Raw genomic sequence first — 16,435 nt, 5'->3', positions numbered from 1 at the left:
TTGGAGTTAAAAGGAAAGGACAGCTCCCGTTTGAAGAGCCAAGATTATCTTTTAATAATAAATTTTTAAAATATTAAAAAAATATAAATTTTAAAATCACACAAAATCATTTAAAAAGAATCCCCTATCCTTTATAATATAATTATTAGATAGGATGATTTTATGAAATTAAAAGAACATGAACTCGTCGATAGATATATATATTATTTACAAAGATACATTCCTTATGACAAGCAAAGAAAGGCTGAAGAGGATTTTCTGAGTATTTTAACTGATAGATTAGATAGAAACTTTACTGAAGAAGATTTAAAAAATGAATTAAATAAAATGGGAAACCCCTATGAATTTGCTAGCAATTACACTGATATTGGAAATTTTTTATTAAGTGGCAAAAATTACGAGCTTTTTATAGGTTTTTTAAAGATGCTTACAGCTTCTGCTGTAATAGGCTTTATTTTATTTGTTTTTAATTATTTTAATAGATTACAAAATATAAATTTATATGATCTTTTCAAGACAATTTTAATTAGCATCTTTGTCCTTAGTTTACTTCCTTCGTGGATTTGTGAAAAAATTAAGACTACGAAGATTTTAAAGGCATTGATGCAAAAGTGGGATATTGAAAATCTTTACGAATCCAAGGATTTTAAAATTGGAAAATATGCAATTTATTTACTTGTAACGCTGTTTACAATGTTTTTTATGTTGCAAATATATATAATTACGGCGACAATTGACATTTCCGTTGTCACTTATACTTTTATAATGTTTTTGTTTTTTATAAATGTATTGAGGGCAAATCTTAAAATGTCTGAGAACACAATTCTTTCAAGGATACTCTATATTGAGTACTTTGTTGATATTTTTACAATTATTTCTTTTATTGTGCTTTCAAGTTATTTTATACCTGGCACTTTTATGAATAATATTATAATTCTTTGCAATGTTATTAATCTAATTATAAATACTTATTATATCTTAAAGGAAAAAAACATCTTGATATCAAGACAAAAGAGAAATAGAAATAAAAACAAAAAGAGAAGGTAATTCCTTCTCTTTTTTGATGTGTTAATGTGATTTCAGGTACTGGTCAGAAAAATGTTTTAAAACAAAAGGAAAAAACGAGCGACCCTTAGGTCTGCTCGTTGTAATAATTGAAATTTAATTAAGCTACATTTTCCTTAAGATATTTAATAATATCAAGAGATTCGTAAAGAGGTTTGTCTCCAATAAATAGACAAGGCACTTGTTTCTTGCCACCCTTTTCTACAAGGTATTCTCTTGCTTCTTTATCTTCGTCAATATTTTTAATTTCTACACCATCAATATTGTGTTCGTCCATAAATTGTTCAACTTTTTTGCAGAATGGGCAAGTTGTACCCACATAAAGTGTTAATTTTTCCATAATCTACCTCCCTTTATAATTTACCCATATCAAGATAACATAAACAGTTAGAAGTATTTAAAAGATGGCTATTTTTTGATATAATAACATAGATTCGAGGTGATATTTTTGGGATTTTTTGATAATCTTGATGAAAATTTAAAAGATATAAGAGAAAATTTAGAATTTTTGTCTAAGAAACTTTTAAATGAGTCGCAGGATTTAAAACAAGCGGCGAAATTAAAATATGAAATCTTAAATGAAAAGAGAATTCTCTCAGATTTATATGAAAAGCTCGGAGTTCATAGTTATAAACTTATGAAAAATGAAAATTCAGACCTTGATGTAGAAGAAATTGTAAAAGAAATAGAAAGACATACTTCAAGAGTTTCTTCTCTAGAGATGGGTTATGAAATAAATAAAAATATAAACACAGATGATATTTCCTTGATTCAAGATGAGGAAATTAAAAAAGATGATGAAGGTGAAGGGTCTATAATATTTATAGAAGATAGTGATGAAAGTAAATAAAGATTTTGTAGAGATAAATAATATAAAAACTGCATATATAAAAAGAGATGGCGGAGATAGAGTTGTAGTCATACTTCATGGTTGGGGTGCATTTATTGAATCAATTATGCCAATTGTAAATTCTATCCCAATGGATTACACAGTTTATGCTTATGATGCACCAGGATTTGGAGATAGCGATAATCCCACTGAGGTTATGGGAACTTATGATTACTACAAATTTCTCCTAGCTTTTTTAGAGAAGTTTAATATAAAGAAAGCAACTTTTATTGGTCATTCCTTTGGAGGAAAAACTCTTACAATACTTGGATCAAAAAATAAAAATTTAATTGAAAAACTCATTATAATTGATGCATCGGGAGTTATTCCTAAGAGGAAATTGTCTTATTATATCAAGGTATATAGTTTTAAGCTTGCAAAGAAAATTTATATGCTAACTCATGGAAATGACAAAGAGAGTTTAAAGAAATTTTATAAAAGCCATGGTTCAGATGATTATCAAGCAGCTGATGGGATAATGAGAAAATGCTTTGTAAAAGTTGTAAATGAATCGACAAGGGAAGAGTTTAAAAATATTGATGCAGAAACTCTACTTATATGGGGCGAAAATGATGATGCAACTCCACTTTATATGGGAGAAATTTTTGAAAAGGAAATCAAAAACTCAGGTCTTGTTGTATTAAAGAATGCAGGACATTATTCCTATCTCGATGATTATGGAACTTTTAATGCAGTAATAAATAACTTTTTAGGATAGGAGAATTTAATGGAATATATTTTATCTGGTTTGCCAATGGATGCTATAAATTTTGTAATTATTATTGTTGCACTTTTTTATTCATATATAAGAAGCAATTTTCCAATTCACATGCTTCAACTTGAAGGATACGACAATAATGAATACAAAACATTTTTAAAAAATAATAAGGATAAGATGAATAAATTAGTCTACAAAATGGAGAAAAATCCAAAGACTCCACTTGTATGGACTGACAGAGCAAAAAGACTTTTAAAAAAACACAAACAAGTAAATTTTGTTATATTTGTAATTATAGTGATTATGTCAAGTATTATTCATTTGCGTACAGGAAGTTTACTTTTTGGGGGGCTAGCTTCACTTATTCTTTCGTTCTTAGTTTATTTTTACCAATATAGAATTTTAATTTTATCAAATAAACTTGCAAAGCCTAAGGAAGATAGAATCAACATGGGATTTTATAAACAGGCTCAAGCTAAGATTAAAAAGTTTAAAGAAGAGGAAAATTTAAAAGTTTTAGGAATTACAGGATCCTTTGGAAAAACTTCAGTTAAATTTATATCTGATACAATACTTAGTGAAGGACTAAGGGTTAAAAACACTCCTTCATCTTTTAACACGCCAATGGGTCTTTCAAAAATTATAAACAATGAACTTGAAAGAGATAGAGAAGTTTTTATTGCAGAGCTTGGCGCAAAGGTGCCTGGTGAAATTCACGAAGTTGCAGAACTTGTGCAACCTGATATTGGAATTATAACTGCAATTGGACCAACTCACATGCATCTTTTTAAGACTATTGAAAATATTCAAAAGACTAAATATGAGTTAATCGAAGACTTGCCAGAAGATGGAATTGCAATTTTTAATTATGACAATGATTATGTAAAGCCACTTGCAGATAAGACTAAAAAGAAAACTTATAGATACGGAATTAAGGATATCGAAAAGCTAGATGTCTATGCAGATAAAATTGAAGTTACAGAAAATGGTTCAAACTTTATGCTTCACATTAAAAAAGTTGGCTCAATAATGTGCGAGACAAAACTTTTAGGTGTGCACAATATTTCAAACTTACTTGCAGCAGCAACTGCAGCCTATGTTTTAGGACTTAGTCTTGAAAAAATTGCAAGTGGTATAAAGAAAGTAGAGCCTGTTGAACACAGACTTTCACTAATTCCATCAAGTAATGGTACAATTGTTATAGATGATGCTTTTAATTCTAATCCAGTTGGATTTAGGGCGGCACTTGATGTGCTAAGAGAATTTAAAGAGCATAGAAAAATAATCATTACACCGGGCATGGTTGAGCTTGGCGATATGGAAATTACTGAAAATGAAAAAATTGGAGAGGTCATGGCAGATGTTGTGGACTTTGCAATTTTAGTAGGGAAGAAGAGAACAATGCCAATTTATGAAGGCATGACTAAAAAGGGTTTTGACAAGAATAAAATATATCAAGTTTCATCACTAAATGAAGCCACAACTGTACTTGCACAAATTTCTCACGCAGGAGATGTTGTGTTATTTGAAAATGACTTGCCAGATAATTATAACGAGGAGTAATCTATGGAAAATATTGGAGTAATTTTTGGTGGTAGATCTGTTGAACACGAAGTTTCAGTTATCACCGGCATGCAAATAATTGAAAATATGGATCGTTCAAAATACAATCCAATTCCAATTTATATAAATAAGAATGGAAAGTTCTTATCAGGAGAAAGCCTAAAGAACTTTAAATCATACAAAAATGGGGACTTCCACGATGCAACTGAAGTTTTCTTTAAGCCAGAATTTGGCGATAGAAATTTATACTACATTAAACACAATGAAAAGGGACTTTTTAAACCTGAGACTTATTCTATTGAAGTTTATGAAAAAATAGACATGATTTTCTTTGCACTTCACGGAACTTTTGGCGAAGATGGATGTACTCAAGGACTTTTTGAACTTATGGGAATGCCATACACTGGTTGTGGCGTAATGTCTGCAGCAGTTGGTATGGACAAAGTAACAATGAGAAAAGTTTTTGAATCAGAGGGCATTCCAATGACTAAGTACAAATATTTCTACAAAGAAGAACTTAAAAATTTAAAATCTGTGACAGAAAAGTGTAAAGATTTGAACTTCCCACTATTTGTTAAACCTGCAAATTTAGGTTCATCAATTGGAATTTCAAAGGTAAAAGATGCACTTGAACTTTCAAAGGCACTTGAAGTTGCTTCAATGTATGATAGAAAAATAATTGTAGAAGAAGCTGTAGTTGAGCCACGTGAGATAAATGTTGCAGTGCTAGGATATGAAAATGACTTGAGAGTTTCTGCAGCAGAAGAACCACTTGGTTTTCACGACCTTTTAAAATACGAAGATAAATATGTTTCTGGATCAAAGGGAGCTAAGTCATCACAAAAATTCCAAAACAAAAAACTTCCAGCAGACTTGAGCCCAGAACTTGAAAAGGAAATTAAAAATCTTGCAAAGAAAAGCTTTAGAGCAATTGACGGTTCAGGAGTTGCAAGGATTGACTTCTTAGTAAAAGATGACAAAGCATATGTAAATGAAATAAACACACTTCCTGGATCAATTTCTTTCTATTTATTTGAAGTTGACGGACTAGATATTAAAAATCTTATAACAGAATTAATAGAACTTGGAAGAAAAAGACATGATGAAAGAGCAGAAAATAATTATTCCTACGATTCTAACTTATTCAATATGACAAGTTATGGAGCGAAAATATAAATGATTAAAGAAAAGATTTTACAAATAATTGAAAATTCAAAACCGAGAAAAGAAGACGAACTGTTAAAACATTTGGGAATTAAAAATAGAGAAAAGTCAAAATTTATAAAGATACTAGAAGAATTGGAAAAAGATGGCAGAATCTTTTTAGATAAGAGAAATAAATACAGAATAGTTGACAATGAAAAATATTTTTACGGAAAAGTTCAAACTACATCTAAGGGATTTGGATTTTTGATTTGCGAAAATCTTGATACTGACATTTATATTGCTAGAGATAATTTAAATTCAGCTTTAAATGGCGATGCAGTAATTGTTAAAAAATACTCTGAAACTTCTGGAGAAAAGCCAGAGGGAAAAGTTGTAAGTATTGTTAAAAGAAATAACACCAAAGTTGTTGGAGTATTTCAAAAGAAAAAGGACTTTGGATTTGTAATTTCTGATGAGAGCAAGATGGCAATGGACATCTACATCCCTAAAAAGAAAATGAATGGTGCAATTGATGGCCAAAAAGTTGTAGTAAAAATTGAAAAATGGCCTGAAAAAAATAAAAGTCCAGAGGGAAGAATTATAGAAATTTTAGGATTTCCAACAGACCCACATGTAGACGTGCTAAGTGTTGCAATTGCAATGGATATTCCAATGGAATTTTCAAAAGCTGCACTTTCAGAAGCAAAGCAAATCCCGCAAAAAGTTAGAGAATTTGAAATCGAAAACAGACTTGATTTAAGAAATCTTGTAACTTTTACAATTGATGGAGCTGATTCAAAGGACTTTGACGATGCGATTTCTCTTGAGACTTTAGACAACGGAAACTTCAGACTTGGAGTTCACATAGCAGATGTTGCAGAATATGTTGAAGAAGGTTCAGAGCTAGATGAAGAAGCATACAAAAGGGGAAATTCAGTTTATTTATTAAACAAAGTTATTCCAATGCTTCCCTTTGAACTTTCCAATGGAATTTGTTCTCTAAACGAGGGAGTGGATAGACTTACTCTTTCAGTACTTGCAGAGCTTGATAAAGATGCAAATATAATAAATTATGAAATAAAAGAAACTGTAATAAATTCTCACAGAAGACTTGTCTATGAAAATGTATCTGATTACTTAGAAAAGGGCGAAGTCCACGAATCTATAAGAGGACTTGAAGATATACTTTCAAATATGTATGAGCTTTCAAAAAAATTACAAGAAAAGAGAGAAAATGATGGAGCCATTGACTTTGACATACCAGAGGTAATTATTGAAGTAGATGAGAAAGGTTGGCCAACAGATATTCACAAGAGAGACAGAAGAGTTGCCAATAAATTAATCGAAGACTTCATGCTTCTTGCCAATGTCTGCGTTGCAAAACAGTATTACTTCAAAGAAATTCCATTTCTGTATAGAATTCACGAAAGACCTAAGGAAGAAAAAATTTCTGAACTCAACTCATACATTAGAGCTTTGGGCTACATGGTAAATTACGACAATGAAGTTAAACCTAAAGATGTTCAAAAAGTTTTAAAAAAGGCAAAGGACATGCCAGAGGAGATGTTTATATCAACTCTTACACTTCGCTCAATGCAAAAGGCGAAGTACTCAGCGGAAAATGACATTCACTTTGGGCTAAGTTTTTCTCACTATTCACATTTTACCTCTCCGATAAGAAGATACTCTGACTTAACTATTCACAGAATTATAAAAAGACATTTAAAAGACAGACTTTCAAGTGGCTATATAAAAAAAATAAAAGCAGAACTTCCAGATATTGCAGAACAAGTTTCCAACACAGAAAAACTTGCACAAGATGTAGAAAGACAAGTTGAGTCAATAAAAATGGCTGAATATATGTCTGAGAGAATTGGAGAAAGATATACAGGACGTGTTTCAGGAATTACAAGTTTTGGAATATTTGTAGAGCTTGAAAATCTAATCGAAGGACTTGTGAGCTACAAATCCATGGACGGATATTACGAATTTGATGAAGAAAATTACAAGGCAGTGGACTACGAGACAAAAATTGAATTTCACATTGGTGATGAGTTAGAAATTGAAGTGGCCTCTGTTGATTTAAATATGGGAAATATAGATTTCAAAATAGTTGGTGATAATTTTGAGTAAAGAAAAAAATGACGCAATAGCCAATAATAAAAAGGCACATCATCTTTATTTTATAGAAGATACTTATGAAGCTGGAATTGAACTTAAGGGTACAGAAGTTAAGTCTATAAGAGCAGGACAGATAAATTTAAAGGATTCCTATTGCGATATAAAAAATGGGGAAATATTCGTGCACAATATGCACATAAGCCCTTATGAGCAGGGAAATATTTACAATGTCGATCCTGTTAGAAAGAGAAAACTTCTCCTTCACAAGTCAGAAATTTTAAGGCTTGAAAAGGTAAAGACTCAAGATGGATACACAATTATTCCACTTAAAGTTTACTTAAAGAGGGGAAAAGTTAAGGTTCTAATAGGAAAGGCCAAGGGTAAAAAACTTTGGGACAAAAGAGATACAATTAAGAAAAGAGAAGTTGATAAAAAACTTCGCCAAGCACTCAAGTACTGATGAGTGCTTATTTTTTAATCTAATTTCTACTATATAAATAAAAAAAATATTAACTTGACAAGCATATTAGAAATTGCTAATATACTAATATAGTTAAATATTAGAGGTGAGTTTATTTTGGAAAAAGTTTCAAAAGAACATAAAAAATTAATAGAAGACAGAGCAAGCTTAGTTAAGGCAATGGCTCATCCAGTTAGACTATGCGTACTTGATAAGTTGATAAATGAAGGAGAGAAAAATGTCACTGAAATAGTGGATTGTATGGATGTAACTCAATCAAATTTATCTCAGCATTTATCAAAACTTAGAGACTTGGGAATAGTTGAAGCGAGAAAAGAAGGAAATTTAATTTACTATTCAATTGAAAGAGAAGATGTGATTTCAATTGTAAATGTGATAATGAGGGGTGCATAATGAAAATAATAGTTGTCGGAGGGGTTGCTGGAGGTGCAACGGCAATAGCAAGACTTAGAAGGCTTGACGAAAATGCTGAGATTCTTTTATTAGAAAGAGGAAAGTATGTAAGTTTTGCAAATTGTGGTCTTCCATATTATATTGGTGGGGCAATTGAACAGAGAGATTCTCTTTTTGTAACAACTAAAGAATCAATCGAAGATAAATATAATATAGAAATTAGGACGGAAAATGAAGTTCTATCAATAGATAAAGAAAATAAAAAAGTTAAAATTATAAATCATGTAAGTGGAAAAGAATACGAAGAAAATTATGATAAATTACTTTTATCAACAGGATCAAGTCCTTTCATCCCAGATGTTCAAGGAATAAATGAAAAGAATATATTTAAACTTTGGACAGTTCCAGATGTAGATGCAATTTATAACTTTATAGAAGAAGAAAAACCAAAAAAAGCAGTGGTAGTAGGCGGAGGATTCATTGGTCTTGAAACTGCAGAAAATTTATATGAAAAAGGTCTTGAAGTAACTCTAGTTGAAATGTCTAATCAAGTTATGCCACCACTTGATAAAGATATGGCAAAAATTTTAGAAAATCACTTAGAAAATAAAGGCATAAATCTAATGCTTGGAGAAGGATTTGATGGGACAGAAAACAGTGGAGAAATTATAAAATTAAAATCTGGAAAAAAACTGGAAACAGATATGACAATTTTATCTATTGGAGTCAGACCAAATAGTGAAATTGCAAAAAATGCAGGACTTGAATTAAATGAAAAAGGTGGCATAAAAGTAAATGAACTTCAACAAACATCTGATGAAAATATATATGCAGTTGGAGATGTAATTGAAGTAAAAGACTTTATACTAGGTACAGATACTATGATTCCTTTAGCTGGTCCTGCCAACAAACAGGGAAGGTCTGTAGCGTCAAATATTTTATCAAAAAAAGAGGACCCTTACAAAAAAACAATGGGAACAAGTGTTGCTAAAGTATTTGACATGACAGTTGCAACAGTTGGTTCAAATGAAAAAACGCTCAATAAAAATGGCTATAAATACAAAGAGGATTATTTTATCTCCCTAGTTCACCCAATGTCTCACGCAGGTTACTATCCAGGAGCGCTTCCAATGACTATTAAATTAATTTTCGACAAGAGTGCGAAAATATTGGGAGCTCAAATAGTAGGCTATGACGGAGTGGATAAGAGAATAGATACAATAGCAACATCAATATATTTTAATGGAAATGTATATGATTTAAGTAATTTAGAACTTGGCTATGCTCCGCCTTATTCAAGTGCAAAAGATCCAGTTAATTTTGCAGGTTATGTGGCGACAAATATATTAGAGGGATTAACTGAACCAATTACTTTACAGGAATTAAAAGAAAATAAATCAAATTATACAATATTAGATGTTAGAGAAGAAGTTGAGCAGGTTTCTGGGATGATGAAAGATGCAATATCTATGCCACTTACTGAAATAAGGAATAGACTAGACGAACTTGATAAAAATAAAAATTATGCGATTTATTGTGCTGTAGGTGTCAGAGGTTATATTGTTGAGAGAATATTAAAACAAAAAGGATATGAAGCTCACAATATCTTAGGTGGGTATAGAACTTATTCAGACATAGAAGAATCTTCAAATTATTCAGATATGTCAACAGAACAAGATAAATTTGAAAGTTTCGAAAATAAAGATGAAGATGTTGATAAAGAAGTAAAATTTTTAAATGTGTGTGGACTTTCATGTCCTGGTCCTATAGTTCAAGTATCACAAGCATTAGAAAATTTATCTCCTGGAGAAATAATAGAAGTAGTAGCTACAGATCCAGGATTTGCAAGAGATATAAAATCATGGGCAAATAATACAGGTAATACTTTATTAAAAAGTAGTTCGGATAAAGGAAAATTTTCTGCAAGAATTCAAAAGGGAAAGAAAACTGAAAAAATAAAACAAAGTCCCACCAATATCAAGGAAAAGACAATGATTATATTTGATGGAGATTTAGATAAGGCTATAGCTTCTTTTATAATAGCGACGGGAGCTGCAGCGATGGGAAATAAAGTTAATATGTTTTTTACTTTTTGGGGACTTAGTATATTGAGAAAAGAAAATGCTCCAGAAGTTAAAAAAGATTTCATGTCAAAGATGTTTTCCATGATGTTACCTAAATCTTCTAAAAAACTTGGATTATCTAAGATGAATTTCTTTGGAATGGGTTCAAAAATGATAAGGAAAGTAATGAAAGACAAGGGAGTTTCATCTCTAGAGGAACTAATATCAAATGCTCAAAAGGCAGGAGTAAAAATGACAGCTTGTCAAATGTCCATGGATGTCATGGGTCTAAAAAAAGAGGAATTAATAGACGGAGTCGAAGTAGGTGGAGTTGCGGCGATGCTTGAAGACAATGACAATTCAAATATGAATCTTTTTATATAAACTAAGAAAAACACTCAAATACTGAGTGTTTTTTTACATAGGCCTTAAATACTTTCTAATATAAAACTAAATATTACTAATAAATTATAAAAATTATTTTTAGCCACTAATCAAATTTTTAGGTGCAATATTTTTAGAAATAGAAATAATCTCTGCAATTTCTTCTGGAGTTTCAACTCCATTTCTCCTAATCCAAAGACTTATAACAGAAATTATGGAGTGAAGAAATAATTCTATAGAATATTCTAATTTTATAGGGCTGTTAGAAAAATCAAGTCCTGCTGAATCTTTAAGTTTACTAAAAAGTAAATTCGCAAGAATATTTCTTAAACTTAGCATGAAATTAGATTCGCCTTCTGCAATAAACATTGCTCTAATTAAGTCGAAGTTCTCCTTTAAATAATTTATAGATTTTAAAATTATATTATAAGAAATAATTTCATCAATATTTGTGTTTTCATTTTCAACTTCGCTGTAAAAAATATTTTCCAAATCAGTCATTATATCTTCTTTTAAAAGATCGATTAAATTGTATTTGTCTGTGTAGTGAAGATAAAATGTGCCTCTGTTAATTTCTGCATCTCTTGCAATATCAGTAACAGTTAAGGCATCAAAACCCTTCTTGGAAATTAAATTTATAAAAGAATTTTTAATTTTTAATTTGCTTTCATTTTCCTTATTCATAAAACCACCTAATCAACAAATCACTTCAATGTGATTATTGTTTTTTAACATAACTCATTCTATAATATTTTTATACAAGAATCAACATGTTGTTCATTAAATAGAATCTTAATATTTTGATATAATTATAGAAGGTGATTTTATGGCATTTATTGAGATAAAAAATCTCTCGAAGATTTATTCATCGGGCGAGAGAAATGTTATTGCTAATGATAATTTAAATTTTGAAATAGAAAAAAATGAATTTGCAATTATACTTGGAGCCAGTGGAGCAGGCAAGTCTACATTTTTAAATATGCTTGGCGGCATGGAAAAGGCTTCAAGCGGAGAGTTAATAGTAGATGGAAAAGATATTGCGAAGCTAAATGAGAAAGAAATAATTGATTACAGAAGATACGACATGGGTTTTGTGTTTCAATTTTACAACTTAATCCCAAACTTAACTGCACTTGAAAATGTAGAGCTTGCAACACAAATTGTAAAAGATGCAAAAGATCCTAAAAAAGTTTTAGAATCTGTGGGACTTGGCGAAAGACTTGACTCCTTTCCTTCACAATTATCTGGTGGAGAACAGCAGAGAGTTTCTATTGCAAGGGCAATTGCGAAAAATCCAAAGCTCCTACTATGTGATGAACCAACAGGAGCACTAGACTATAAAACAGGAAAGCAAATCTTACAGCTTTTACAAGACCTTACAAGAGAGACAGACACCACAGTTGTTGTAATCACTCACAACTCTGCAATTAAAGAATCTGCCGACAGATTAATTGAAATTGCAGATGCAAAGATAAAAGATGTTTACTTAAATGAAAATCCAAAGGATATTATGGAAATAGAATGGTAGGTAATGGCGTGAATGCTGCACTAAAAGACAGTCTTAGGGAAATAAAAAAATCTCTTCCAAGATTTATTTCTATCATACTTATTGTATTCCTCGGAGTTTTTGTCTTGACAGGACTAATAAGCACTGGGAAAATCATGAGAAATACAATTGAGGACAAAATAGTAGATTTAAATCAAGAAGATATGAAAATAACTTGTCCCATAGGCTTTGAAAATAAAGACATAGCTATAATTGAATCTGATGAGGATATTTCTGAAATTGAATATGGATTTGACAAGGATCTTTTCATAACTGGCGACTCAACAGTTGTAAAAATTTTAAATATGCCCTATGAAATTTCAAAACCTGAAATTATAGAGGGAAGAAATATAAAAAAGTCAAATGAAATTGTAGTGGATTCAGAGATGAAAAAATCTGGATATAAACTTGGAGATACTATTTCTTTTAAACCTGATGATGATGGAGATGACGACAATAATTTAGAACGTCTTTCCTATACAATTGTAGGCTTTGCACATGCAATTGACTATTTAGATAAGACTGCACAGACTTTTTCTGAAAGAGGATATGGAAAAATTTCGCACTTTGCATATATTGACGATAATAATTTTAATGGCAATCCCACAATTTGTAAGATTAAATACATTGGAACAGAAAATCTTGCAACATCAGACTCCCAGTATGTGGACTATATGGAGAAGAAAACTCGTGCACTTAAAATTGATTTAAAGAATAGACCTAAGGAAAGATTAATTAAAATTCAGGGAGATATAAGTGAAGAAATTGATGATGCTGAAGTAAAAATTTCTGATGCAGAAACTAAGCTTTCCAATGCAAAGGACAAACTTGACAGCGGTCGAGAAGCTTTAAATGAAGGAAAAAGTCAGTATAGAGAGGGCTTAGACAAATACAATAGAGAAAATAAAAAAACAAGAGATGAAATTGCAACTTCTAGAAATAAACTCTACAAGGCTTCAGTTGAAATAGACGATGGCGAAAGAGAACTAATATCAGGCTACGAAAAACTTCGAGATGGAAAGAAAAAACTTGACGATGCCAAAAAAGAAATCGAAGATGGAAAAACTAAGTTATCTGATGGAAAAAATGAATACTCGAAAGGTTTAGGTCAGCTTGAATCATCTGAAACAGCTTTAAAGCAAGGAGAAGAGCAGCTTCAAGATGGCAGAAAGAAACTTGATGACGGCTGGGCAAAAATTGAAGAGTCCAAAAGAAAATTAGAAGATGGACTTGCAAAATATAATAATGGTCGCGATGAATACCTAAGAGGGCTAAATGAACTTGAAGCAGGTAAACAAAGACTTGTAAGCGAAATGGGCGCAAATAGCTACGAAGATGCAAAGAGTAAAATTTATACAGCTTCAGAAGTAATTTCCGCTGCAGAGGGGGCCCTAGAGAAATACGGAACAATTGATGATGAAATAAAAAGGACTAACACGCAAATAGCAGAAGTAAATGCAGGAATTTCTGAAATTGATAAAAATATTGCCGCTCTAAATAATTCCCTTGCAAACCCAGAACTTCCAGAAGAAGAAAAGGCGAGAGTTCAAGGTGAGATTGAAAATTTAAACTCTCGTAAAGTCGAGCTAAATAAAAATTTAGAAGGATTAAACCAAAAGGCTGAGATTTTAAAAACATCAAAAGCGGAACTTAATAATATAGTTGCAGAAATTTCAAAACAAGTTCCAGGATTTAATGGAGATATTGCTTCATTAAAATCTAAAATCGCAGAGGGAAAAGCCGGAATTGCAAAAATCGATGAATCTGAGAAAAAACTTGCATCGGCAAAGGCAACACTTGATGCATCAAAAACTCAGCTTGATGAAGGTCAAAAACAATTACAAGAAGGAATAATCGAAGCAGAAAAAGGCGAGAGAGAATTTGCAAAGAGCAAGGGCGAAATTGAAGCTAATAAAAGAAAGCTAGAGGACGCAAAGCTTGAACTTCAAAAGGCAAAAAGGGAAATTGACTCTTCAGAAGAAAAGCTAAGAGATGGCGAAAGAGAATACGAAAAAGGCAAAAAAGAATACGACGAAAATTACAATAAATACATCGATGGCAGGTCAGAACTTGATGCTGCAAAGGAAAAATACAAAAGTGGACAAGGTGAGCTCAATAGAGGAGAAGAAAGAGCCAACAAGGAATTTGCAAGTGCCAAAGAAGAACTGGATTCAGCAAGAGATAAACTTTACAAATCTGAAAGAGATTTAAACAAGGGACAAAGCGAGTACGATGAAAACAAAGAAAAGGCAGATGGAGAAATTTCTGATGCAAGAGAAAAAATTGCAGACGGAAGAAAATATCTAAGCCTTATAAAACAGCCTAGATACTCAATAACTCCAAGACATCTTTCAGGTGGAGTTAACACCTATATCGACTACTCAAAAAGAGTAGATGGGCTTTCACTAATTTTTCCAATATTTTTCTTTGCAATTGCACTTCTAGTTTGTTTTACAACAATGACTAGAATGGTTGATGACAATAGAACAATCATTGGAACTTACAAGGCTCTCGGTTATACAAATAAAGAAATTTCTAAGAAGTTTTTACTTTATGGAGCACTTGCATCACTTATTGGAGGAATATTAGGAGCAATTAGTGGGTCGCTGATTATCACATCAATCATAGGAAATGCTTATTCAACAAAGACTATTTTTGAAAACAATCTATTAATTACACTTTTCCCACTTAGAATGATTTTTGCAATAGTTGTAGGATTTTTATTTACAACAGTTGCAGCAATACTAACACTAAATAAAATTCTAAAGGAAAACACAGCGAGTCTACTTCGTGCAAAGCCACCAGTAAAAGGCAATAGAATTTTACTTGAAAAAATTCCATTTATTTGGAACAACTTGAGCTTTTTATCAAAAGTAACTGCAAGAAATTTATTCTTGTCTAAGAAGAGAATGTTTATGACAGTTGTTGGAGTAATGGGCTGTGCTGCACTACTTGTACTAGGTTACGGAATTGCAGAGTCCGTTTCAAAAATTGAGCCAAGACAATTTGAAAATATTTTAAATTACGATCTTTCAGTGCTTTATGAAAAAGAAATGTTTGAAGATGAGTACAAAGATTATAGAAAAATTGTTGACTCAAAAAATTACGACTACACAGAAATTTATCAAGAATTATTTACTGTCGATTACGATGAAATGGATCAAGATGTAAATGTAATAGTTCCAGGGGACAATGAAGAATTTAAAAACTTCAATAAAATTTATGACTATAAGACATCAGAAGAGATGGAAATTCCAAAGAGGGGAGCAATAATAACAGAAAAGCTTTCAAAACTAAAGAATATCGAACCTGGAGACGCCATTAAAATAAGAGATGTCTATGGAAATGAATTTGAAGTAGAAGTATCTGGAATTTGTCAGTACTACATGGGTCACAACATCTATATGGACAAAAATTACTTTGAAAAATTAACAGGCTCTGACTTAGTATTAAACACAGATTTAATAAAATCAGACGACAAAGAAGACTTGGATAAATTTGCAAATGACATAATAGAAAACAAATCAGTCATGAATGCACAGACACTTGATGACTTAAAGGGAATAATCAATCAGTTCCTTTACTCAATATCAAAAGTTGAGCTTATAATTTTAATAATGACTGTGATACTTGAAATTGTCGTACTTTACAACCTTACAAACATAAATGTAGAAGAAAGAATAAGAGAAATATCATCAATAAAAGTCTTAGGATTTTATCCAAAAGAAACAACATCATATATTTACAAAGAAACTTACATCTTAGCAGTAATAGGAATAATAATTGGACTAGTAGTAGGAAAATTCCTCCACTACGGAGTGCTTCAAATAGTAGTGCCATTTATGGCGATGCTACCAGAAGACCTCTCAGCAAAACCATTTATCCTATCAGCAATAATAACAGCTCTTGTAAATGTTGTGATAATGGTAATATTCCACTTTAGAATAAAGAAAATAAATCCACTAGGTGCATTAAAATCTAATGAATAAGTTATAAAATAGCTGGCACAATGCCAGTTATTTTTCATTACATTATTGTTATAAAGTAATTACTTAGGGTATATCAT

Annotated in this window: 13 protein-coding genes; 11 read left to right on the top strand and 2 right to left on the bottom strand. The window is 31.2% G+C overall.

What is annotated here, in order from left to right:
* Positions 1-162: 162 nt before the first annotated feature.
* Positions 163-1,047 (top strand): hypothetical protein, encoded by an 885-nt coding sequence (locus KQI68_RS00830; RefSeq protein WP_216548086.1) that lies wholly within the window; start codon positions 163-165, stop codon positions 1,045-1,047.
* 118 nt (positions 1,048-1,165) lie between these two features.
* Here KQI68_RS00830 and KQI68_RS00825 read toward each other — a convergent pair whose 3' ends face one another.
* Positions 1,166-1,405 carry a glutaredoxin family protein gene (locus KQI68_RS00825; protein ID WP_216548084.1) on the bottom strand — a complete coding sequence of 80 codons (240 nt, stop codon included), beginning with the start codon at positions 1,403-1,405 and terminating at the stop codon, positions 1,166-1,168.
* A 108-nt stretch (positions 1,406-1,513) separates the two neighbouring features.
* On the opposite strand from KQI68_RS00825, the gene KQI68_RS00820 reads away from it, so the two are divergent.
* From KQI68_RS00820 to KQI68_RS00785, 8 genes are all read left to right on the top strand, one after another.
* Positions 1,514-1,915: a hypothetical protein gene (locus KQI68_RS00820; RefSeq protein WP_216548082.1), complete on the top strand. Its 402-nt coding sequence runs from the start codon at positions 1,514-1,516 to the stop codon at positions 1,913-1,915.
* Entirely contained in the window at positions 1,902-2,672 is a 771-nt protein-coding gene (locus KQI68_RS00815; RefSeq protein ID WP_216548080.1) for an alpha/beta fold hydrolase, read from the top strand. The genes KQI68_RS00820 and KQI68_RS00815 overlap by 14 nt, the downstream gene beginning before the upstream one ends.
* Before the next feature lie 9 nt (positions 2,673-2,681).
* Entirely contained in the window at positions 2,682-4,235 is a 1,554-nt protein-coding gene (locus tag KQI68_RS00810) for a UDP-N-acetylmuramoyl-tripeptide--D-alanyl-D-alanine ligase (protein ID WP_216548078.1), read from the top strand.
* A gap of 3 nt (positions 4,236-4,238) precedes the next feature.
* Positions 4,239-5,411 carry a D-alanine--D-alanine ligase family protein gene (locus KQI68_RS00805; RefSeq protein ID WP_216548076.1) on the top strand — a complete coding sequence of 391 codons (1,173 nt, stop codon included), beginning with the start codon at positions 4,239-4,241 and terminating at the stop codon, positions 5,409-5,411.
* A complete protein-coding gene (rnr, locus tag KQI68_RS00800) occupies positions 5,412-7,514 on the top strand; it encodes a ribonuclease R (protein WP_216548074.1) in 2,103 nt (700 codons plus the stop codon).
* On the top strand, positions 7,507-7,962 hold the full coding sequence (smpB, locus tag KQI68_RS00795; protein ID WP_216548072.1) for an SsrA-binding protein SmpB: 456 nt from the start codon (positions 7,507-7,509) through the stop codon (positions 7,960-7,962). Before rnr ends, smpB begins: the two co-directional genes overlap by 8 nt.
* A 117-nt stretch (positions 7,963-8,079) precedes the next feature.
* A complete protein-coding gene (locus tag KQI68_RS00790) occupies positions 8,080-8,376 on the top strand; it encodes an ArsR/SmtB family transcription factor (protein WP_216548070.1) in 297 nt (98 codons plus the stop codon).
* Entirely contained in the window at positions 8,376-10,823 is a 2,448-nt protein-coding gene (locus KQI68_RS00785) for an FAD-dependent oxidoreductase (RefSeq protein ID WP_216548068.1), read from the top strand. Before KQI68_RS00790 ends, KQI68_RS00785 begins: the two co-directional genes overlap by 1 nt.
* Positions 10,824-10,922: 99 nt before the next feature.
* Here the strand turns inward: KQI68_RS00785 and KQI68_RS00780 are convergent, their stop codons facing one another.
* On the bottom strand, positions 10,923-11,507 hold the full coding sequence (locus KQI68_RS00780) for a TetR/AcrR family transcriptional regulator (protein WP_216548066.1): 585 nt from the start codon (positions 11,505-11,507) through the stop codon (positions 10,923-10,925).
* A 142-nt stretch (positions 11,508-11,649) separates the two neighbouring features.
* Here KQI68_RS00780 and KQI68_RS00775 point away from each other — a divergent pair, with 142 nt between their 5' ends.
* Together KQI68_RS00775 and KQI68_RS00770 are read left to right on the top strand one after the other, a co-directional pair.
* Positions 11,650-12,351: an ABC transporter ATP-binding protein gene (locus KQI68_RS00775; RefSeq protein WP_216548065.1), complete on the top strand. Its 702-nt coding sequence runs from the start codon at positions 11,650-11,652 to the stop codon at positions 12,349-12,351.
* Positions 12,345-16,358, top strand: a complete 4,014-nt coding sequence (locus KQI68_RS00770) for an FtsX-like permease family protein (protein WP_246541199.1) — start codon at positions 12,345-12,347, stop codon at positions 16,356-16,358. The genes KQI68_RS00775 and KQI68_RS00770 overlap by 7 nt, the downstream gene beginning before the upstream one ends.
* The last annotated feature ends 77 nt before the right edge of the window (positions 16,359-16,435 follow it).

Origin of the sequence: Peptoniphilus ovalis, from assembly GCF_018919265.1 — a bacterium.
In the GTDB taxonomy this organism is placed as follows: domain Bacteria; phylum Bacillota; class Clostridia; order Tissierellales; family Peptoniphilaceae; genus Peptoniphilus_A; species Peptoniphilus_A ovalis.
This window is presented reverse-complemented; position numbering and strand designations above follow the sequence as displayed.

What these genes read in the sequence shown, in the direction of transcription:
- KQI68_RS00805 (WP_216548076.1), top strand. Translation starts at nt 4,239, where the DNA reads ATGGAAAATATTGGAGTAATTTTTGGTGGTAGATCTGTTGAACACGAA.
- KQI68_RS00815 (WP_216548080.1), top strand. Translation starts at nt 1,902, where the DNA reads ATGAAAGTAAATAAAGATTTTGTAGAGATAAATAATATAAAAACTGCA.
- KQI68_RS00785 (WP_216548068.1), top strand. Translation starts at nt 8,376, where the DNA reads ATGAAAATAATAGTTGTCGGAGGGGTTGCTGGAGGTGCAACGGCAATA.
- KQI68_RS00775 (WP_216548065.1), top strand. Translation starts at nt 11,650, where the DNA reads ATGGCATTTATTGAGATAAAAAATCTCTCGAAGATTTATTCATCGGGC.
- KQI68_RS00770 (WP_246541199.1), top strand. Translation starts at nt 12,345, where the DNA reads ATGGTAGGTAATGGCGTGAATGCTGCACTAAAAGACAGTCTTAGGGAA.
- KQI68_RS00780 (WP_216548066.1), bottom strand. Translation starts at nt 11,507, where the DNA reads ATGAATAAGGAAAATGAAAGCAAATTAAAAATTAAAAATTCTTTTATA.
- KQI68_RS00810 (WP_216548078.1), top strand. Translation starts at nt 2,682, where the DNA reads ATGGAATATATTTTATCTGGTTTGCCAATGGATGCTATAAATTTTGTA.
- KQI68_RS00825 (WP_216548084.1), bottom strand. Translation starts at nt 1,405, where the DNA reads ATGGAAAAATTAACACTTTATGTGGGTACAACTTGCCCATTCTGCAAA.
- rnr (WP_216548074.1), top strand. Translation starts at nt 5,412, where the DNA reads ATGATTAAAGAAAAGATTTTACAAATAATTGAAAATTCAAAACCGAGA.
- KQI68_RS00830 (WP_216548086.1), top strand. Translation starts at nt 163, where the DNA reads ATGAAATTAAAAGAACATGAACTCGTCGATAGATATATATATTATTTA.